This is a genomic window from Armatimonas sp. (genome assembly GCF_964826245.1).
In genome coordinates this window covers 1-20127 of record NZ_CBAYMC010000054.1, presented here as the reverse complement: position 1 = coordinate 20127, position 20127 = coordinate 1, and the positions used below count along the sequence as shown (strand labels likewise).

Here is a 20127-nt window from a genome sequence, read left to right as displayed (position 1 = left end):
ACCGCCGCCGGATTCCCCGCCTGGTGCAGGGCTACGCCGGAAAAGACAATCCCTTCGGAGGCTCCGATACCATGCTCAAAGATGGTCAGCTTGCCTTCAATCCGCAAGTAGAGTGGTGTGGCGGCGGGATGGCATCCACCGCCAAGGACCTCGCTCGCTGGGGCAAGCGGCTCTATGAGACAAAGGCGTTCTCGCAGGAGCTACACGACGAGCAGGTGCACGGGGTTCCCGCTCAGCTCGGTCCCGATGTCACCTACGGCCTGGGAACCATGATCCGCCCCACGCCGCTGGGAGTTGCCTGGGGCCACAGCGGCTTCTTTCCCGGCTACCTCACCGAGCTCCTCTACTTCCCCGAGCACAAGCTCAGCATGGCACTCCAAGTCAATACCAGTGTCCCCAAGACCCTGGGCAAGCCCCTCGTGCGGCAGCTGATCGAGCTGGCGGAGCTGGCAAAGTGAGCAACGACCTGACCTGGGAGGAGTTCGAGCGCGTGGAGCCGCGGGTCGGGACCGTTGTCCGTGCCGAGGCCTTCCCCGAGGCGCGACGGCGCAGCTCACGGTGCACTACACGCCCGAGACGCTGATCGGGCCGTTTCAGAGCGAGGTTTTGGTAACAGGATTCGCCGACGAAACCGGCGCTATCGTCCTCGCCCAGCCCGAGCGCCCCGTCCCCAACGGCGCTCGTCTGGTCTAATCTCAGATAGAATAGCCCATGAGTGAGCGCAGTATCGCCTTTTATGGTGCTTTGAGCCACACGTCCTGGGGCATTGTCCCGGTTCTCGCCGCCATTGGGCTGGGCTTTGCGGCATATCGTGTGGAGCAGCGCTGGCGACAGACTCGCTACCGCGAGCTTCTTCTCGGCTTAGTCGGGATCTGGACTCTGCTACTCACCAGCCTCTGGCTGGTCTTTGCTGGAGTCTTTCACATTGCCTGCGCGGCCACGAAGGCCAACGAGACCCAGTGCCTCTCGAACCTGAAGCAGCTAGGAACCGCCGCAATGATGTACACGCAGGATCACCACGAGACACTTCCCCCAGCAGAAAACTGGGAAGACGCCCTGAAGCCGTATCTGAAAACGCCGCTTAAGTGCCCATTAGAGAAACTTGGGACGAGCTACGCAATGAACAAAGCCCTCAGTAAGAAAAAGCTAGAGGCGCTAGAGCATCCCGCCGAAGTCGTGCTGTTTTTCGAGAGCGACAACGGCACAACAGTCGCCCAGAAGCGGCACGCGAGTAGCTTAGGCTTCACCTTCGCCGATGGTCATGCCAAACGCATCGTCGAGACAAGCCAGAAGGCGCTACGGTGGCAATAACCTACCCTTAATTCTTAGTCGCGGAGCGACTTTGTGGCCGAAGGCCCTCAGACGCCGATTTCAATCGGCGGACGGTCATTTAGGCGTTATTCTGGCGATGACGCACTCGCCGCGGCCTTTGGGGTTGGCGCGGCTCTGGATGGTCCAGAGGTCAGTGCGGTTGTCGCCGTCCATCACGGTGCAGGAGTAGTCGCCCCACGCGACGCCGTCGGTTGCGCCCTCGCCTTCACCAAGGCTCTGCACCGGGCGGGTCGTGCCCTTGGGATCGCGGGCCTTGCGCGTGGCGTAGCGCGGGCTGATGAACATATTCGGGCCGGTCTCTTGGAAGCCTATAAGCACATCGTTGTTTTTATTGACCGCGATCGTGGTCTGGATGTAGCCATTGGTAGGGTGCGCGATCCGCCCGCCCTGAACCTCGACCCCCTCCAGCGTGAACTGGTGCCACTGCACAGCGGCGCGCCCCTGGAAATCCACCACGTGCGAGAACCAGAGGTGCTTGTTCTGGATCACGAGATTTTTCGGGTTCCGATCCCCCGACGATGTCTTCTGCGGCGTCCCCTTCTGCGGCGACTGCGGCGGCCAGCCAAAGTGCGTGAAACCATGGGGCTTGCGAACCACCGAGGCGATCTTGGGTGTTCCGTCGCCCGCATCGGTGACGCGTGTTAGGACAATCTCACTCTCCGTGAGGTCCACAAAGTAGAGGTCGTCCATCGGGTCGAGCGTGTTGACCGGGTGGCCGAGGCTGCCCGCAAAGTGCCACGCCGTGGCGGGCTTGCCGGACTTGAGCTCGGCCATCTTCATCACGATGGTTCGTTCCGGGCCACCGGGGAAGCTGTAGCCAAGCCACTTGCGGCTGTAGCCATTGCCGCCGCCATCCACGGCCTGCGTGATCGAGATCGGGTAGGTATTCCAAGCGCCGCGTGGATCGGCGGTCTCCGAGACGGAGATATTGACCGGCTTGGTCTTCGCTGCATCGTAGTACCACCAGAGATCGAAGGCAAAGACCTGGTTGTGGACATCGAAGAACATCTTAGGGTCAATGCCATCGTTGAAGGCTTTCTGCGAGACGCCTTGAACAAAGTTGCCTTTTTTGTCGTAGATGATGATTCCGCTGTTGGTGCCATGCAGCACAAAGCCACCGCCCACCGCGAGCTGCGGGTCTACCTGGCGGTTGCCGTCCATCGAGCCATCAAAGGCAAAGACGCCGTTGATCGTGCGCGGGTTGCCGCCCTGCTTGCGCTCTTTGGCCGTGCCGTTCTTGTTAAATGTCTCGTTGCGGATCGGCTGGATTACTTCGCTGCGTGCCGGTCTGTCACTTCGTTGTTGGGACTGTCTTGAAGAAAGCATACGGAGATTATACCGTGCGCAGGTAGTTGTCCTTGGTCTGGATGTAGTGCTCCGCTGAGTAGCGCAGAAACGCAATCTCATCGGCGGTGAGAGGCCGGATTTTTGTGGCGGGGCGTCCCAGATAGAGAAACCCGCTCTCCAGAACCTTCCCCGGCGCGACCAGACTCCCCGCCCCGAGCATCACATGGCGCTCGATCACCGCGTTGTCCAGAACAATCGAGCCCATCCCGATGAGCGACTCATCGCCGATCGTGCAGCCATGGAGCACGCACGAGTGGCCCACGGTGACATACTCCCCAATCGTCAGCGGTGCGCCCTTTGAGCCGTTGTAGCCGACATGGGTGACATGCCCCATCGCCAGATCCTGGAAGTTGGTTCCCTTACCGATCACGATCTTGTGCACATCGCCGCGCAGCACCGCGTTGCACCACACCGAGACATCCTCACCGAGTGTCACATCGCCAATCACCTGCGCCGAGTCGTGCACAAAGACCCGCTCGCCAAGGGCCGGGTAGGTTTCAAGATAAGAAGAAAGCGCCATGGCTCCCTATTCCGCGTCAGGAGCCTGCCTACCTCCTAGACGCCATTTTCTGCATAGCGATCAAAGCGATTGGATAAGATCAAGAAAGTCGGTGCCCATAGCCCGACGAAGATACCAAAACGCTCCGCATGTGCTTGGGTGTCCGCTCCTTTCCCACCGGTGAGAAACCAGATCGCGATCGAGCCGATTATAGAAGCAAAGCCTAGAGCGAAACAGAGGTTGCTAAGTTGTTTGAGCGGAGTCTTTTTCATATACTACCCAACCACACGGTTTCATCTTGGTTCCCCCTTTATACATAATTAGTCCATAAGGCTCCACTCCAGAAAGGGAGCATGTATTTACCACGATTCTTAGGGCAGTGCGTGTGTGAGTGCGATGGTTGCCCAGGCGGCGGCGCTGACGGAGACAAACTGGTCTTTGCCGTGCGGGTAGCCAGACTCAAAGTAGGTCTGGATAGGGACGCTTCGGGTCGCGACGTGCCAGGAGCCATCGGGGAGCTGTTTTTCGAGAAGATAGCGCAGGCCCTTGAGATAGACCGCAGACGTGGTGGCAAGCCCTCCGGCTTCGTTGAGTGCGACCAGCGCCGTGGCCGTGGCATAGACATCCGTCTCCATGGTGTCGAGCTGTGCCCAGCCGCCGTCGGGCTTTTGCTTTTGCAGTAGCTCCTGAGCCGCTTTGCGCAGCTCCGCCGCGGGGGCATCCACGACTTGGAGAGCACGCAGGCGAAAGACGCGATCCTCGGTGTCTTGGGCAGGTGTTTTGAGCAGCCAGGCCCGTACTTGCGCAAAGCGCTGCTCCCGGCGCTCTTTCTGCTCAGGCGTACCAAAGACTTTTAGGCCATACAGCGCGAGATACGATGATGTAAACAGGCTCTGCTGAGTCGGAGGGCGACGATTGGTCGGCTTCCAGTAGTCCAGCTCACTCTGCCAGCGCAGGAAATACTCCGCTACAGCTCCTGTGGTCGCATCGGGCTTTTCGTCTGCCGCATCCAGCGCCCAGAGCGCGTAGCCCGCCGTGTCGATCTGGCCGCCTTGCCCCTTCCCCACAAGGTACTGCTTCTGGTTGGTGGCGAGGAAATCTACCGTGAACTTAACCTGCTTGCGAAGCTCCTCATCCTGAGTTTTAAACCCCTTTGCTCTTGCCGCCGAGAGCGCAAGAATGGTCAGGCCTTGACTATGACAGGTAAAGCACTGCGCACGCTTCTCTCGTGAGCCACGCGCACCCGCCGCCAGCAGAGGCAGCGACTTCTCTATCGCGGCGCGTAGAGCCACCACCGAGACATCGACTTGATTCGGCTTGCCTCCCCACGCCAGCGTGAGTAATGTAAAGAAGGCCAAGGTGGCAGGTAGAATTCGTTTCATTTCGGGTCCTTACCAGTCGTAGCGGTGGCCGTCGCGGGTCATGTAGAGGTAGCCGGGGTGGGGTCGGTCAAGGACGGTGGCGAGGATCTTCTCCGCCGTCTCATCGGTGGATTGGGTTGCGTTAAGGTTCTTGGTGCCGTGCATAAAGCTGCGCATCCAGCCCGGATCAAAGAGATAGCTCTCGATCCCGTGCTCTGCGGCGTGGTTGGCGAGAATGACGGTCTGGACATTGAGGGCGGCCTTGGACATGCAGTAGCCGTAGCGCAGCTTACGGTTGGTACGCCGCGACTGCTCCATGCTGCCTGCCTCCGATGAGATATTCACCAGCTTCTTCAAGCTCCCCCGTGTCAAGTGACCAAACACCGACTGCGCCACTCGTAGCGGCCCCAGGGAGTTGACATTGTAGACCTCTTGCATCAGCGTAAAGTCCAGCGGATCGGTGATGCCGCCCGTGAAGTCTCCCAAAATTGCGGCGTTATTGATAAGTAAATCTAATTGTTGGCAGTGCTCACGCAGCTTATCCGCCGCCCGAAGAACCGAGCGGTCGCAGGCGACATCGAGAGGCAGGCGGTGCAGTCGCTCACCGTAGGTCTCGGCGAGGGTGTCGAGCCCGGATGCATCAAGGCCATACTCACCCGCAAAGACACGGAAACCGCGCAAAAGGAGCGCTTCGGTGAGCGCGAGCCCGAGGCCGCGGTCGGCTCCCGTCACATAAGCAGTTTGTTCACTCATATTTTGTAGGATACCCGGCTCTGCATGGTGAATCTCTGGGTATGCAAAGAAGATGTATTTTGATGGCGCTCCTAGCGCTAGGCGCGGTGCCTGCGCTGGCACAAGAGACGACTGTGGCGGGACAGCAGAAGCCGCTGGCGCTGGAGAAGAGTGTCACGAAAGTTCTCAAGGCGGGCTACCTGCTCTACTTGCCCAAGGACTATGGTAAAGACCCGGCGAAGAAATGGCCCGTGATGGTCTTTCTGCACGGCTCGGGTGAGAGCGGGGCGGACCTAGAAAAAGTGAAGGTGCACGGCCCGCCCAAGCTGATCGCACAGGGCCAAGACCTCCCGTTTATTGTCGTCTCGCCGCAGGCGCCGGTCTTTCAGCGGCGTGGCTGGGATGTGGAGACGCTCAATGCGCTGCTGGATGACGTGCTGGCAAAGCATAGCGCCGACACCGACCGGGTCTATCTGACCGGGCTCTCGATGGGAGGCTACGGCACCTGGGCGTGGGCCACGGCCAACCCCGAGCGCTTTGCGGCGATCGCTCCGATCTGTGGCGGTGGGCAAGCGCGGCAGGGAGCGCGGGCACTGAAGAGCATGCCGATCTGGGTATTTCATGGCGCTAAAGACCCGACCGTCCCGATTCAGGAGTCGCAGGACATGGTGGACGCGCTCAAGAAAGCCGGTGCCGCCGAGGTAAAGTTCACAGTCTATCCCGAAGCCCAGCACGACTCCTGGACCCAGACCTACGATAATCCGGAACTCTTTACCTGGCTTCTGGCGCACACAAAGACAAAGCCGCAGTGAGCCACATACTCTAAGTTGTGGATGCCTTCACCGACAAGCCGTTTGGGGGCAACCCTGCCGCGGTCTGTGTTACGGAGAGCCCCCGTGATGCCGCGTGGAAGTGACGCTCTGCGGCCAAGCGGTGCTGGTGAGCCGTGTGGAGTTATTTGTCTGACTTGTCTCAGTCCCCCTTATCCGTGCGGAAGGGGGACGCGGGGAGGCCAGCACGGTTGTAGAGATTACAGCCCTCCGGGTTGAGGGCGTAGGCGTAGCGGACGGCGGTGGGTTGCGTGACGCGTGAGGAAGAGACCACGACGGTGCCGCCTTCGATCTTCGCGTCGGCCCACTGCCACACACGATCCGCGCCCGCAATGGCAAAGCGCTTGAGCGCCCCGTTTTTGTCCTCGACCACAGGGCGACGACCCTCTTTCTTGCCCACCATTAGCCCACCGCCCCGGTGGTCGAACTGGAGCCGAATCTGCCTGCCCTCGATCTGCATGGCTTTGTAGAGTGGGCCGCTGTAGACCAAGCCCGTGCGCCCATAGTCCTTTGCCAGTGCCCAGAGCGCCAGCCGCTCCCCCACATCAAGCTTGTTCTTGGGGTGGATATCACCTGGGTCGCCGATATCAATCGTCACCGCCATGCCAGTCTTGGGGAGCTTAAGGCTGGCAAGCTGTGCCTCACGACAGCGCTGCCAGCGGGGCGAGCTGTCGTCGCCCGAGGGCACCGTCGATGGTTTAAGCCAGCTGGCGAGCTGCACAAAGTAAAAGGGAAAGTCGTAGCCCCAGCGGGCGCGCCAGCTCTCTATCAATGCCTGCTGCTTCTCGATATAGGGCTTCAGCTCATCGCCGTTGTTCTCGCCCTGATACCAAAGAACGCCCTTGATGGCCAGCGAGGTAAGTGGGGAGACCATGCCCTTAAAGAGCGACTGTGTGCGCACCCAGGTCCCATTGCGATCCTCGTTGGGAGGGAGCGGGTAGCGCGGCGGATTAGGCACGGGACGACTCTGGGCGAGGGCTTGCTTGGCGACGGCTAGCCAGCGTTCCATGGCATCCACGGCACCGGGCAGAGTGGCCTGGTACTGTGCAATCGCCTCATCAAGGCGTTTCTCAATGGGGCGAAGTGACGGGGTACGGAACGCCTCCGATGGCATCCAGCACTCGATCTCCGTGCCGCCCACGGTGCAGGCGACCAACCCAATGGGAGTCTTAGTCTCTTGGTAAACCCGACGCGCAAAGTAGAACGCGACCGCCATGCAGCTGCCCGCTGTCGTAGGGTTGACCTGCTGCCAGCGGGAGTCGATATCGTCCTGTGGCTCCGCGGCGAAGCGCTCCCAGTAGTGCAGAAAACGAATCGCGGGAAACGTCGCGCTTTGGATATCCGCCTCGGCATCACAGCCCCCGAGCCCGAAAGCCATGTTGGACTGCCCGCTACAGAGCCAGACATCGCCGACAAGCACATCGCTCACACGAATCGTGGTGTTCCCCGTTATCGTGAGCTCCTGCGGGCTGGCGCTGGCGGGCATTGGGGCAAGCTGCACGCGCCACTTGCCGGAGTGATCGGTGGTGGTCGCAAGACTCTGCCCCCCAAACGCGACACGAACAGACTCACCCGGCTCCCCCCAGCCCCAGAGGGGAACGGGCCGCTCTCGCTGGAGTACCACATGGTCGCTGAAGATTCGGGCAAGACGCATGGGCTTATTATAGCTTCGAAATCTGCCGCCGATGCCGCTCTCTACAAGGGAGCTTTGTACCTGAAAAGCTGGCTGTGTGCGGTGCGCTGGGCTTTCGCACCTTCCTTGTCGCCGTTTTTTTCCAGATATTCTGCCAGCAAGAGGCGGGCACGTGAGTGATTGGGAGCACGCTCAACCACGTCGCGCAGGCCAGAGATCGCCTCGTCCCATAGTTGACGCACTCCCGCGATCACCGCGCGAAGATAGCACGGCTCGATGGCATCTGGGACTACTCGCAGAGCCAGTGCAAGGGCGGCATCGGCGGCAGAAGGTAGGCCCGCATCCAGCAACCCCTTCCCGAGCTCCGTCAGTGCAAGGGCATCGTCGGGCCTTTCCCGTAGGATGAGCAGACTCTGTCGTAGATCAAAATCTACTGCCGCATCAGGACTCCCGAAGCCTGCCATAACAACATGGAAACCTGCGGCGTTCCACGGACGTTTTGGGGGGGCCAGCCGACCGTTTCGTAGGGCTCCGTCGAAGGCTTCGTGGGCATCGTCATAAGCTTTGAGAAGCTCCGAGGAACCCTGACTGCGGAGCTGCTCTGCGCGGGCATACCGTAGAATACCCAGGATATGCCAGGGCAGAAAATCTTTGACGGGAGTGTCTTTTCCGCCATCTTTTGTGATGGTCAGCGATTCCGCCGCAGTAATTGCGCGCTCTAGTTCTTCCTTGTTAGGCAGGCCAGAAGCGAGGTGCAAGCGTGTGTACGCTAGGTCGCGAAGCAACACCGGGTCGCCGGGGGCCGCGAGCTGGGCGGCTTCATAAGCCTGGGCTGCCTTCGCCCACTGTGCTTGGTCGCGCAGGCCTCGCGCTCGCTCGGCCAGCGCTGGGGCATCCTGTGGGGAGTCTTTCAGGCGACTGTCCGCTTCCGCCGTTCGAACTGCGGCATCAAAGATGGAGTCAACTTGGGAGGGTGCCCAGTGTTTCTTCAGGAGGTCTAGAGTCTCCCGTGCCTTGTCTATCTGTCCCAATCGAAGGTAGGCTGTTCCCAGGTTGACCAGGAAGTCGGAGGGGAGAGTACGGGGGAGCTCGTCTGGTTTCTTCACGCCCGCAAGAAGGGTACTGCACTCATTCGTTACACGCTGTGGCTGGTCACTGTCTAGGAGTGCTCTGGAGTAGTACGTTGCAAAGATACCATTTTTATCTTTTATGAAGGCACTCCGAAAGAAGTCGACGGCCGCTGCGGGCTGACGCAGATCGTTATGGAGCCGTCCTGCCATCACGTGATCAAATGTCAATCCCGATGCGCTCCGGCTCAGAGCCGCGAACCGGGCCGCCGCACCCGCAGTATCGCCGTCGGCATACAAACGGTAGGCTTCTGCCCGTTGGGTTGCTTCCTTGCGCATGCCCTCATTAAGAATAACCTGGAAAAGGAAATCATTTGTGATGTGGTCGCTCATCGAGAACGAAAAGGGGAATATCGCGGAGCCTGAGACTTGGTTAATCAGCAAGACACTCTCACGCGGAAGTTTTGGTGCCTTGAACTTTCCACGAAATGCATAGATTCCATCTCCCTCAAGGGTGCGTTGTTTGAGCTCCACTTGCTTGCCCACCTCAAGATCGACGAAGCCTTTGAAGGGATGCTCTTTGCCACTTTGATCTTTTCCCGGTGGTGGGCAAGCGATCCTCATGGTCACCTCAACTTCTTGTCCCGGCAGAGCTATCGGTGGCTCGACGCGTAGCTCGACGAATCGAGCCGCACCCCAACCGGGAACGACGATCGACGCACCGGGCTGACTCTGAGGGGTAAGAAGCACGGACTCCATCTCCACTTCGAAGATAGCAGGATAGATGCGGCGGCAGGGGACGATGCCAACAAAGGGTTTGTAGCCGGGAGCGGTGACGCGCAGGATCAGCTGGTCGACATCGGTTCGGCTCGTGGCTGAGAACGTTCCGGGCAAGACACCGCCCGCAGCAACCCCAGCGACCGCCAGGAACGCGTTCGTGCGCTTCACGGTTCTGCCGATCTCCGCTTCCCCCTTGTAAAAACCCGCTTCGTCTGTGGTCGTGACCGTCTTGCCACTCTCGAAGATGCCATCAACACGTATCGAGACAGTTGCGCCTGCGATGGGCTTATAGGTGACGGAATCATAGATACCGCCGGTGACTTTCCCCCTGCTTACGGGATCGACATCGGCATCCTTCTGATGGGGGAGAGCCGGTCTCTGGCCGTAGGTGGGGGATACAGGGAGTGTCAAAACTGATAACCCCACCAAGCCCACTGCTAGTGCAGAATGTCTGTGCTGACATAACATCACCGTAACCTCTTTGTTTGGGGAGATACCCCCGTTTTTTCTGTGTTATATCTACGTCGGTGGCTTCCTAACATCCCCCCTTTGGCATATTGTTGCTTTGGCCCTGCCGCAACTTGAAGTCCGCCAAATCGGGGAGGGAGCTGCTGCGCAGACGACTTATCCTCTCAATGGAGGTTACGATGGAATTTCTGTCTTTTCTCGCGACTCCGCTCGTTATCCTAACTAGCATTTTCACAGGTGGCTTTGTTGGGTGCCAGCGGCGGGCTGGAGGATTCTGGGTCGCGTTGTTTACCATCGCGGGTATTCTGGTTGTCCCCGTTGTCATTGGTGCAGACGAAGAGGCAATACCTAAATGGACGGAGATTCTCTACCTCGTACTCTGGTTTATTTTTGTGCTGGGCGGACTCTTTCGCACACTTTTCCGGAAGGCACTCCAGGGCTCCCCTTCGGACATTCCCTCAAGTCGAGACCGGGCTTATGCTGGCTTGTCTTCGGTTCTGGGGAGCATCCTGGGAGCCAGCCTTGCAGGCCTCGCTTTATCGACTATCAAAGAAATAAACGCGACTGAGAAACAGGTACACTTGCGCTACGATGCCTGCCCCGAAAATCCGCCGACGGACGCTCTGCTCACTTGCGATGTCTCTTGTCCTTGAACCCCTCACTGCCGAAGCGGCACCGCCCGCTAGCATCCTTGATAAGCAGAAAGCTCTCGACGCCCAGACTTGGTGGGATAACCGCGACGGGGACTGGTACAAGGCCAATATTCCCTTCTTTGACTGCCCTGATGCGGAGCTGGTGACCACGTGGTACTACCGCTGGGAGCTCATCACCAAGCACCTGACCTACGGCTCACCCAACAGCGGCTACAGCTTCACGGAGTTTATTGACCGTCCGTTCTGGAGCGGTGCCTACGGCGCGATTAGCTGCCCCGTCGGACACCAGCTCTACGAGGTGCGCTGGCTGCGCGACCCACAGTACGCCCAAGACTACGCCCGCTACTGGTTTCACACCCCCGGCGCACAGCCCCGCAACTACGGCTGCTGGCTCGCTGATGGCATCTGGGCCGCCCACACCGTTCACCCCGACGATGCCTTGGTGACTGACCTGCTCCCCGAGCTGATCAAGAACTACCAGGGCTGGGAGGCACGCCAGCTCGTGCCCGAGGTAGGGCTCTTTTGGCAGAACGGCCACGACGATGGCATGGAGTTCAATATCAACAGCCGCCAGACCAAGGATATTCTGCGCGGCGCCAACGGCTACCGCCCCGGCTTCAATGCCTACATGTACGCCGATGCCCTCGCCATTGCTAGGGTTGCGGAGCGGGCGGGCGACAAAGCGACTGCACAGACCTACCAGGCAAAAGCGGCCTCGCTCAAGGCCAATGTCCAGAAGCTGCTCTGGGACCCCAAGCGGGAGTTTTTCTTCCCGATGTCGATGCGTGATGAGAGCGATGCGGAGGGCAATATCGTCAAGAAGCACACGCTGACCTACCAGTCGGGTAAGTTTGCGGGAAGCCCACACGGGCGTGAGGAGCACGGCTATATTCCCTGGCAGTTCAACCTCCCCGATCCGGGCTTTGAGTCGGCGTGGAAGTTTCTGATGGATCCGGAGTACTTTTTCTCCAAGTTCGGCCCCACGACGGTCGAGCGCAACGACCCGCTCTTTGTCCTTAAGACGAGCTGCTGCTGGTGGAGTGGGCAGTCGTGGCCCTACGCGACGGCGCAGACTCTCAAGGCGATGGCCAACCTCCTGCACAACTACTCACAAAAGGCCGTCACGCGCATGGACTATCTCAAGCTGCTGCATATCTTTGCGATCTCGCACCGCAAAGATGGCGTGCCGTATCTGGCTGAGGCGCTCAACCCCGACACGGGCTCGTTCGCGGGCCACGATGGCTACAACCACAGCGAGCACTACTTCCATAGCAGCTTCAACGACTTGGTGATTACAGGGCTCGTGGGCCTGAAGCCGCGCAGTGATAACACCCTAGAGCTGGAGCCATTGGCGCCTAGCGAGTGGCCGTACTTCGCGCTCGATGATCTAGCCTACCGGGGCCATACTCTGAGCATTGTCTGGGATCGTGATGGGACGCACTACAAAAAGGGAGCGGGGCTGCAGGTGCTCGTGGATGGCAAGGTGCTCGCCACCCGCCCGACCTTGGGCAAGCTCGTGGCAAAGCTCCCAGCAGCGCCCAAGAAAGCTCCTGTCAGGCCCACGCGGCTTAACTACGCGGTCAATAACGACGGTGACTACTACCCGCGCCTGACGGCCAGCTTCACCGACCCCAAGACCTCGCTGGAGGCAGTCAACGACGGCAACTACCGCTACACGGTGCATCCGCCCAACCGCTGGACCACGCAGGGCTCGCCCCATACGTCCGACTGGCTGGAGGTGGACTTTGGCACGGCACGGCGCATCGATACCGTAAAGCTTGCCTTCCTCGACGATGGCACGGGGATTATAGCTCCACAGAGCGTGACCCTGGAGCACTTTGACGGCACGACGTGGAAGCCACTGGGGAGCGCCAAGCCCATTGGGCACCGCTTCACGAGCATCACGTTTGCGCCGCGTGAGATTGCCCGCCTACGCGCCGTCTTTGTCCACGCGATAGGCGGCTTTACGGGACTGACGGAGCTTGAGGCATGGGGAACGGGAACCCTACCCTACACGCCCCCGCCGCCACGACCTGGAAACCTTGCCTTCAACCCGACGGGCCAGGGCTTTCCAAAGGCAACGGCCTCGTTTCACGATATCTATGGCGGCTTGCCTGAGAAGGCAATCGATGGCAAGGTCAACTACAAACCGACTCCGGTCAACCGCTGGACGAGCTATGGCTCTCCGAAGAAAACCGACTGGTTCGAAGTGGACTTTGGCGTGGCAAAAGAGGTCAGCCGGGCAGAGCTGGCAATCTACGACGACCACGGCGGTGTCCAGCCCCCCGAGAGCTTTACCGTGCAGTATTTCTCGGTGGAGGGCCAGTGGCGCGATGTCGAGAACCTCGTCAAGTCTCCCCAAGTACCTGCCGGAAGCGCCCTCAATACGGCGACATTTACGCGGGTCACGACCACTAAGATCCGCATCGTCTTCACCCACCGAGGAGACTCCCGCAGTGGCCTCACCGAGCTAGAGCTGCGGGCGGAGTAATACTATGATGATTGAGCAACATGAAACAACTCTCAATGACTTGCCGGTGACGGCGCGTGAGGCGTACTTCTTCGACCTCAATGGCTTTATCACTCTGCGCAATGTACTGACGAAAGAGCATCTCGCAGAGCTCAATGCGATTCTTGACAACATCAAGCAGCTCCAGCCGCCGCTGGCACCGGGCGAGTGGTACGGCGGGGTGCATGCCCATAGCTACGGCGGCGCGGAGGGGATCAATCTCCAGCAGATCTACGAGGCGGGCGAGCCCTTTGAGCGCCTGATTGACCATCCGGGCTGGTTTGCTAAAGTGAAGCACTTTGTCGGTGGCGAGGGGACATTTGACTGGCACCACGGGCCGCTCTTTATCGATGAGAACTTCGCCAACCTGCGTGGCCCCGGCGAGGCGATTGGGATTCACTCGGGCGGCGCTGATGGCGTGACCCGCTGCCAGTTTCGCTACCAGAACGGGCGCTTTCACTGCGGACAGATCAATATCCTCATGGCGCTGAGTGATATCGGGCCTGGTGACGGTGCGACCATGGTGATTCCTTCCAGCCACAAGTCCAACTTCACCCACCCGGACATGGGCCAACACCAGATGAAGGGCGGCGAGGTGCGCTCCGCCGATGGTATGGAGGGTGCGATCGAGGTGCACTTAAACGCAGGCGATGCGCTTCTCTTTGTAGACGCCATCGCGCATGGCTCCGCCAAGCGGGTCAACCCCGGTGAGCGGCGCATCGTGGTCTATCGTTATGGGCCATCGTGGGGGAATTTTCGCCACCCCTACCAAGCCTCACCAGAGTTTCTGGAGCGCCTCACGCCCCGCCAGCGAAAAGTAGTCTGCCCCCAGCCGCCGATCCCGCGCGAGCCTAACCGCTTAGGGCTTTAAGACTTCTTTGACAGAGCCACGAATTGCCATTCGTGGCCCTGATTTTTTTTACGTATGGCCATCTGCCATCTTGGCGTCCTTGGCGATATTGACCCAGGTGTGGACATGCGGCGCACCTCGGAAGTGCCAGACAAGCGCCGGGCCTTCCAGCCGCCAGATATCCCAGACACCATCGCCGCCCAGATCCTCTTGTTTATAAAACGCGAGGTGTATCTTATCCAGCCCTCCGTTGGCCGCAATGGCCGCCATCGCATCGCTGGCATCGGAAGGACGGTAGGGGGCGAGCAGGCTCTGCATGGTCTTCTGCACGAGCTTCTTCTGGTCTTTGGAGAGCTCGCCAATGGCGATTCCTGCAAACTCGCCGCTCTTGCCCTGGAGCTTGATCTGATCTTCGCTGGGGGCCTTCTCTAAAAGTGCAGCACCGCGCTGCTTGCCGTCGAGGGCTTGAAATACCGCGTTGGCTTGCTGTGCCTGCTGCCAGTAGACATTGCCAGGATGGCTGGGGTCTTCAGTATCTTTGGGAGCATGACCGTAGAAGATCGGGCCACCAAAGGCCGCGTTGGCGTTGGAGTGCCCATCGGCGCGGAGCGTCACATGGCGACCCGTGAGCACCCACTCAAACTTGCCGCTCTTGCTCTTGGGATCACCAAAGAGCGCCACGTGGTAGGCATCGAGCCCACCGCCGTCGTCTTTCATCTGCTGGAGGACTCTTGGAAACCACTCCTCGCTCGTAACTCCCCGCAAGACTCCCTCGACCATCTTTTGCTGGTCAGCGGTAAAGATTTCTCCTATCGTGGGCTTCACAATGGCCCAGTTGGCACCCACCATGCTGCGCTTCGGGTGCTCCCACGGCATGCAGAGCGTCTCCCGCTGCTTGGGGGTCAGGCTCTCAAAGAGTGTCTTGACCAGTGTCTCCGCCTTAGGCGGCTCGGCGTGGGCGCTTGTCGGCAGGAGCTCCAGGGCGGCACTCCCTAGCGCAATCCCTCCCACCGCTTGCAAAAACTTTCGACGGCTCACACCCTCTTCGGTAAACTCATCCATCGCTTGCTCCTCCCTCAGAAGCTGATCTCCCATTCCACGGCCATTGGCGATTCTCCTGCTCTAGCAAGAAACGTCTTTGCCCTCGGCCCCGAAGGCGGCGAGACGCACGGCATCTTCGACTTTGAGGGCACTTTGCGGGAGATAGTGGTACTGAAGCGCCCAGCGGGTCTCGTCGGTTTGGTTGATCGGGGTGCCGTGCGGGAGCTTACCGTCGAAGAGCAGCAGATCGCCTGCCTGCATCGGGACAGCGGTGCTGACAAAGCCCTCGGACTCCGCATCACAGAGCTGCCAGTCGCGGCGCATGAAGTGGGTGCGTGGGCCGTCTTTATGCCCGCCTGCCAGGACAAACATGCAGCCGTTCTCGGGTCGCACGTCTTCGAGCGCGATCCAGACACCGACGATCTTGGTGGTGAGGGGGAAGTTGAAGTAGGCATGGTCCTGGTGCCAGGGCTTCTCACGGCCGTGCGGCGGCTTGAGCAGAGCCATCTCCTGAAAGAGCTGCATCGGCTCGCCACCAAGTGCCTCGACCACGGCCAGCAACCCTGGAAGCTGCGCGATCTCGGCGAGCGGCGGGTGCTGCGCGGTGAAGTCCATGAACTTACGGACATAACGCGCCCGCTCTTCTGCGGCGAGCGCGGGCTGCCCCGCCCCATCTTGGCCGAGGGAGAACTGCGAAACCGGAGCGCCGCCGGGTAACACCTCAACGCGGCGCAGGTGCTCGGGGAGCGTGCCTTCGTAGGCCATCGAGCCACAGCGCGGATCGTCGGCCAGGGTCATTGCGAGCAGCTCTTTTTGTGCCGCGAGAACTTGCTCAACAGAGAGCGCCCCACGGACGACCAAGTAGCCATCGGCCTCATAGAGTGCCTGCGCGTCGGCATCGAAGCCATCCCATCCCTCAATAGCATTCTGCGCCAGCGCATCCACACGGTACAGCTCCGGCGCATGGGAAGCAATCGCGGGTTCATAGATCACTTTCATGACCGCTATGCTACCGCATTTTTACCTCACAGTGTCTCGATCAAGCCCATTGTCCAGCACATTGGGCAGCCACGGAGAGCCACAAGCCCTCCCAGCCCTAAAAGAGAAGAGAGAGCAGCGCTGGTGGTTCCCAGGAGATAGGCGCTGTAGAAAAGCCCACCTCCCACAATGCCTCTCAGCAGACGCTCCCCAAACGATTTACTTGCAAACATTATAAACTCTCCATTTCTTACCTTACGCAAGAAGGTACTCACGTACTAAGTTTCGTCCTCGGTATAGGCGTGTCTTGGCGGTCTCTGGGGGAAGCTCCAGCCGCTGGGCGATCTCTTGGATAGTGAGCTCCTCGAAGTCGCGCAAGACAAGCACCTCCCGGTAGATCGGAGACAGCGACTGGATGGCCCGTGTGAGATCGAATCGCAGCTCGGTATCCGAGTGCGCGTCAAGATAGGCTTTCTCCTGAATGATCTCTAAACCAATGGTCTTAGGCTGTATGATCCGCAGGCACTCGCGGCGCACGATCTGGAAGATCCACTGTGAGAATGTCCCGACCGAGCGTAGCGCGGAGACTTTCCGGTAGACAATCATCAGCGCCTCCTGAACGGCATCTTCCGCATCCGCCGATGTCAGACAGGTGAGCGCGGCATAGCGGCGCAGATCGGGGCGGCAGAGGATCAGCAGGCTCTCCAGAGCCACCACATCCCCCTGGTGCGCCGCTTCCAGGAGCTTTGTGTCCAGCCGCCCCGTCTTCACTTTGCTTTTTCCTGAATCTTCTGCGCAATGCGCCGCCCTGCCAGAGCGCACATGGGGCAGAACCCTACAAACCCCGTCAGCACCGTGAACAAGCCTGAGCCTGCCAGAACATAGCCCAGCGGCAGTCCCTTCATCCCAATCAGGCCACAGGCAATCAGCGCCGCTCCCCCAAGTCCACGTGCAAGCCGCTCTTTGGTGGGAACATTTTTCGTATAGATCATTTTCTTTGTTTTACCTCTCTCTTACAAAAGACAAGAGGCGCAGAGCGCCACGAAAGGTTTCAATCCTCACAAAAATCTTTTAAGCAGGAGAGAACTCTGGGTGTGGCGTATACGGAGAGGTAGGAGTAAGAGAAAAAATGCAACTCAGCTTGGAGCAGCGCATGCCACTTGATAACGATGGTTTTGTGGTTCTGGAGCGGGTTTTCACGCCCGATGTGCTGACGGCGGTGACGGAGCGCATTGAGAGCTACCAGAAGCGCCACGAGGAAGCGATTGCGGTCAGTGGCGGCACGCAGGGAATCTCGCGGGCGAGCGAGATCACGTTTACGTCGCATCTGGCCGAGAACGACCCCGAGATTCTGGCGTTTTGCCGCCGCCCCGAGCTCGTCGAGCTGGGTGTGGCGCTGCTTGGCCCCGATGTCGATCTCTACTGGAACCAAGCCGTCTTCAAGATGCCCGAGGGGGAAAAACAGTTCCCGTGGCACCAAGACGACGGCTATACCCCCGTGACGCCCTCGCCGTATCTGACGCTCTGGATCGCGCTCAACGAGGCGACTCTTGAAAACGGCTGTGTCTGGGTACTGCCCGGCTCGCACAAGAACGGCTTGGTGCCCCACGAGCAAACCCCGATTGGCCTCGCCTGCCACAGCCTCGACGACCCGAACCAGGGAATCCCCGTGCCCGTCCCGGCAGGCTCGATTGTCGCGTTCTGGTCACTCACCATGCACAAGAGCGGCGTGAACGTCTCGCAAGGCTGCCGCAAAGCCTACATCGTCCAGCTTGCCCAAGCCGGTCTGACCAGCCTCCGCACCGGCGAGCCGGTTCCCAACTTGCTGCCCATCGCCCGTGGGAAGTCCACCGATTGGAATCGGTAACCGACGAGGGATTTCGAGAGCGGTGCCGTCGTCCGAATCACGGTGGCCGCTCAGAGAGTTCAGCTCTTGAGAGAACGAAAGGCGAGCTTGCTCAGCTCTCGGTAGCCGATGAGCTTGATGCCTAGCTCGTCAATGAGAGTACGGGTGCGTGGGTCGATCATGATCTGGTACTCGTTCCAGCGGGCTTCCCAGTTACCGGTGATATGCCGAATCTCCGCGTCATCCAGGCTAAGATGGACAATGAACTCCGTAACACCGGGTTTGAGAGCGCGGAGGGCATCGTAGTAGTGCTTACGGCGTGTCTCCAGCGTGCTGCCTTCTGCGCCTTCTTTTAAGTAGTCCAGCGCAACAAAGTTCTGTTTCTTAAGTGCGTTGTACGAGCCGAGGGGGTCGCGCTGGCCGAAGTCTTTCGTGGCCTGCGCGATGCGCTCGGGGGTGGGGTAGAGCACCATGGGCATCAGGCCCGTCTCGCGGCCCACTTTGGTATAGACCGGATAGAAGCCTCCAATAAAGAGCGTCCCCATGTGCGAGTCAATATGCGTGGGCTTGAGGCCGAACTCTTTGGCGCGGGCGATCTGTGCCCGGATCTCTTTCTCGACCTCAGCGGGCTTTGCGAAACGCGCTGTATCGGCTTCGTCACGGTGGATATAGCCCTCCTTGTCGAGCAGGCCGGGGGTCTCTTTTGCGGCGGTGAGCGGCTTCCAGCGGTAGTGCTTCCACTCGCTGGTGAGCGTGAGATGCAGGCCGAAGTCTTTCTCGGGATGCTCGCGGCTGTAGGCGGCGATCTCAGGGAACCAAGGGCAGGGCACCATGATGCTCGCGCAGGTCACCACACCTCTCTCCATTGCTTGCGTGGTTGCCATATTTACCGAGTGACACATCCCGACATCGTCCGCGTGGATGAGCAGTAGCTTGTCGGTGGCCTTGTAGCCCAAGCGCTCGGCCAGAGTCAGTTCGCGTTTCATACATTCACATTCGGGAGCGTGCTCTAAAACTCCTTCTGTAACCATTTTTGCTTGGCAACTGTCCTTGAGAGTACAAGGATCGGAAACGAAAATGAGCATTACCTACGAACTAACCAAAGACGATGGCGTGGCCCTGATGAAGTATCTCTGGCAGCGCCCCGAGCGCCGCCAGAAGGAGCGTAAAGAGAACGATACGATTGCGGTTGCCTTTGCCATCGTGGTCTGGATGCTGGTCTCTCGCGCCGCCAGCAATCTCGCGCTTCTAATCGCGCTGGGGGTTGGGCTTTACTTGCTCCAGGCACTACCACAGCTCCGTGAGAGGCGCGGCAAGCGCTGGGTAAACTCCGAGGGCTTCCAGCAGTGGCTCGGCGGACGAACCGTCTCTTTGGAAGAAAATGGCCTGCGTGTGGCCAGCTCACGTGGCGAGCGGCTGATCTACTGGGGTACTATTAGTGAGGCGATCGAGACAGAGAGCCATCTCTTTCTGCCCTTTGGCCTGCTGGAAGTGGTGGTGATTCCCCACCGCGCCTTTGAAACCGACGAGAGCCGTAGCGCGTTTCTGGCCGAGGTCAATGCCCGCCAGGCCGCCACGCAGGCAACCAAACCCGTAAGCCACGAGGAAGAGATCGTATGAGCCTGAGTGTTACTTTTGAGCACAATCTGGAAGACCAGTGGGAGTGGCTGGAGCACAAGCGCAAGAAGCTCAATGTCCAGCCGCCCCTCAAGCTAGTGGCGATGCTGGCCATCCTGGGCTGGCTCGCGCTGAACCGGGGCTGGGACACCATCGCCTGGATCTTTATGGGCCTCGCAGCATTTATGGTGCTAGCTCCCGCGCTGGGTCGCTGGCAGACCAACTCCCTGCGCCAACAGCTTGCCACGATGAAGCCCAAGAATACCCAGACTCTGACCGTCTCGCTGGAAGAAAAGGGACTCTCCCAGGCCGAGCCACACCGGAGCCGTGAGGTGCTTTTCTACTGGAGCGCCCTAAAAGCGGTCACTGATCTGGAGAAGCTGATCGGGGTGGAGCTAGAGCATAAAGAAGACGGTGACGAGAACGCCGTGGCGCTCCCCCCGATCCTGATTCCCAAGCGTGCCTTTGAGACTCCTGAGGCCTGTGCGGCCTTTTTAGCGCTGCTTCAGGGTAAAATGTCCTCAGGTGAAACTCAAGAAACGCCTGCCGGAGAGCCGTAGCCAGAAACGCGAGCGTATCGCCGC

Annotated in this window: 21 protein-coding genes and 2 pseudogenes; 10 read left to right on the top strand and 13 right to left on the bottom strand. The window is 59.7% G+C overall.

Annotated features, from left to right (window positions below):
• From AC1XOS_RS07455 to AC1XOS_RS07445, 3 genes and pseudogenes are all read left to right on the top strand, one after another.
• Window positions 1-458, top strand: a 458-nt coding sequence (locus AC1XOS_RS07455) for a serine hydrolase (protein WP_481961586.1), incomplete at its 5' end; no start/stop codon positions are given.
• Window positions 455-693: pseudogene (locus AC1XOS_RS07450) on the top strand (hypothetical protein). The gene AC1XOS_RS07455 and the pseudogene AC1XOS_RS07450, both read left to right, overlap by 4 nt.
• A gap of 18 nt (window positions 694-711) precedes the next feature.
• Window positions 712-1311, top strand: a complete 600-nt coding sequence (locus AC1XOS_RS07445; RefSeq protein ID WP_481961585.1) for a hypothetical protein — start codon at window positions 712-714, stop codon at window positions 1309-1311.
• Between the two features lie 75 nt (window positions 1312-1386).
• Here the strand turns inward: AC1XOS_RS07445 and AC1XOS_RS07440 are convergent, their stop codons facing one another.
• From AC1XOS_RS07440 to AC1XOS_RS07420, 5 genes are all read right to left on the bottom strand, one after another.
• Window positions 1387-2658, bottom strand: a complete 1272-nt coding sequence (locus AC1XOS_RS07440; protein WP_481961584.1) for a hypothetical protein — start codon at window positions 2656-2658, stop codon at window positions 1387-1389.
• Window positions 2659-2665: 7 nt separating this feature from the next.
• Window positions 2666-3199: a gamma carbonic anhydrase family protein gene (locus tag AC1XOS_RS07435; RefSeq protein WP_481961583.1), complete on the bottom strand. Its 534-nt coding sequence runs from the start codon at window positions 3197-3199 to the stop codon at window positions 2666-2668.
• 35 nt (window positions 3200-3234) lie between these two features.
• Window positions 3235-3450 (bottom strand): hypothetical protein, encoded by a 216-nt coding sequence (locus tag AC1XOS_RS07430; protein ID WP_481961582.1) that lies wholly within the window; start codon window positions 3448-3450, stop codon window positions 3235-3237.
• 99 nt (window positions 3451-3549) lie between these two features.
• A complete protein-coding gene (locus AC1XOS_RS07425; protein WP_481961581.1) occupies window positions 3550-4560 on the bottom strand; it encodes a prenyltransferase/squalene oxidase repeat-containing protein in 1011 nt (336 codons plus the stop codon).
• A gap of 9 nt (window positions 4561-4569) precedes the next feature.
• Window positions 4570-5292, bottom strand: a complete 723-nt coding sequence (locus tag AC1XOS_RS07420) for an SDR family NAD(P)-dependent oxidoreductase (protein WP_481961580.1) — start codon at window positions 5290-5292, stop codon at window positions 4570-4572.
• A gap of 41 nt (window positions 5293-5333) precedes the next feature.
• Here AC1XOS_RS07420 and AC1XOS_RS07415 point away from each other — a divergent pair, with 41 nt between their 5' ends.
• A complete protein-coding gene (locus tag AC1XOS_RS07415; RefSeq protein WP_481961579.1) occupies window positions 5334-6083 on the top strand; it encodes a carboxylesterase family protein in 750 nt (249 codons plus the stop codon).
• Between the two features lie 17 nt (window positions 6084-6100).
• A pseudogene (locus AC1XOS_RS07410) lies at window positions 6101-6181 on the top strand (PhzF family phenazine biosynthesis protein); the annotation flags it as partial.
• Between the two features lie 62 nt (window positions 6182-6243).
• Here AC1XOS_RS07410 and AC1XOS_RS07405 read toward each other — a convergent pair.
• Together AC1XOS_RS07405 and AC1XOS_RS07400 are read right to left on the bottom strand one after the other, a co-directional pair.
• Window positions 6244-7755, bottom strand: a complete 1512-nt coding sequence (locus AC1XOS_RS07405; RefSeq protein WP_481961578.1) for a sialate O-acetylesterase — start codon at window positions 7753-7755, stop codon at window positions 6244-6246.
• 41 nt (window positions 7756-7796) lie between these two features.
• Complete coding sequence (locus AC1XOS_RS07400) at window positions 7797-9992, bottom strand: tetratricopeptide repeat protein (protein ID WP_481961577.1); 2196 nt, start codon at window positions 9990-9992, stop codon at window positions 7797-7799.
• Between the two features lie 648 nt (window positions 9993-10640).
• Between AC1XOS_RS07400 and AC1XOS_RS07395 the strand changes: the two genes are divergently transcribed.
• Window positions 10641-13193 (top strand): MGH1-like glycoside hydrolase domain-containing protein, encoded by a 2553-nt coding sequence (locus AC1XOS_RS07395; protein ID WP_481961576.1) that lies wholly within the window; start codon window positions 10641-10643, stop codon window positions 13191-13193.
• A gap of 4 nt (window positions 13194-13197) precedes the next feature.
• Window positions 13198-14082, top strand: a complete 885-nt coding sequence (locus tag AC1XOS_RS07390) for a phytanoyl-CoA dioxygenase family protein (protein WP_481961575.1) — start codon at window positions 13198-13200, stop codon at window positions 14080-14082.
• Window positions 14083-14130: 48 nt separating this feature from the next.
• Here the strand turns inward: AC1XOS_RS07390 and AC1XOS_RS07385 are convergent, their stop codons facing one another.
• Genes AC1XOS_RS07385 through AC1XOS_RS07365 form a run of 5 tightly spaced genes read right to left on the bottom strand, consistent with a single transcriptional unit; the run spans window position 14131 to window position 17072 of the window.
• Entirely contained in the window at window positions 14131-15123 is a 993-nt protein-coding gene (locus tag AC1XOS_RS07385) for a DUF3500 domain-containing protein (protein WP_481961574.1), read from the bottom strand.
• A gap of 60 nt (window positions 15124-15183) precedes the next feature.
• Window positions 15184-16101 carry a phytanoyl-CoA dioxygenase family protein gene (locus AC1XOS_RS07380; RefSeq protein ID WP_481961573.1) on the bottom strand — a complete coding sequence of 306 codons (918 nt, stop codon included), beginning with the start codon at window positions 16099-16101 and terminating at the stop codon, window positions 15184-15186.
• Between the two features lie 26 nt (window positions 16102-16127).
• A complete protein-coding gene (locus tag AC1XOS_RS07375) occupies window positions 16128-16313 on the bottom strand; it encodes a hypothetical protein (protein ID WP_481961572.1) in 186 nt (61 codons plus the stop codon).
• A 22-nt stretch (window positions 16314-16335) separates the two neighbouring features.
• Window positions 16336-16851, bottom strand: coding sequence for an RNA polymerase sigma factor (locus AC1XOS_RS07370; protein WP_481961571.1), 516 nt, complete (start codon window positions 16849-16851; stop codon window positions 16336-16338).
• Window positions 16848-17072: a YgaP family membrane protein gene (locus AC1XOS_RS07365; RefSeq protein WP_481961570.1), complete on the bottom strand. Its 225-nt coding sequence runs from the start codon at window positions 17070-17072 to the stop codon at window positions 16848-16850. Before AC1XOS_RS07365 ends, AC1XOS_RS07370 begins: the two co-directional genes overlap by 4 nt.
• A gap of 137 nt (window positions 17073-17209) precedes the next feature.
• Between AC1XOS_RS07365 and AC1XOS_RS07360 the strand changes: the two genes are divergently transcribed.
• Window positions 17210-17947 (top strand): phytanoyl-CoA dioxygenase family protein, encoded by a 738-nt coding sequence (locus tag AC1XOS_RS07360; protein WP_481961569.1) that lies wholly within the window; start codon window positions 17210-17212, stop codon window positions 17945-17947.
• Between the two features lie 59 nt (window positions 17948-18006).
• On the opposite strand, the gene AC1XOS_RS07355 is transcribed toward AC1XOS_RS07360, so the two are convergent.
• Window positions 18007-18912, bottom strand: coding sequence for a polysaccharide deacetylase family protein (locus AC1XOS_RS07355; protein WP_481961568.1), 906 nt, complete (start codon window positions 18910-18912; stop codon window positions 18007-18009).
• A 91-nt stretch (window positions 18913-19003) separates the two neighbouring features.
• Here AC1XOS_RS07355 and AC1XOS_RS07350 point away from each other — a divergent pair, with 91 nt between their 5' ends.
• Window positions 19004-19546 (top strand): YcxB family protein, encoded by a 543-nt coding sequence (locus AC1XOS_RS07350; protein WP_481961567.1) that lies wholly within the window; start codon window positions 19004-19006, stop codon window positions 19544-19546.
• Complete coding sequence (locus AC1XOS_RS07345) at window positions 19543-20103, top strand: hypothetical protein (RefSeq protein WP_481961566.1); 561 nt, start codon at window positions 19543-19545, stop codon at window positions 20101-20103. Before AC1XOS_RS07350 ends, AC1XOS_RS07345 begins: the two co-directional genes overlap by 4 nt.
• Window positions 20104-20127 lie beyond the last annotated feature (24 nt).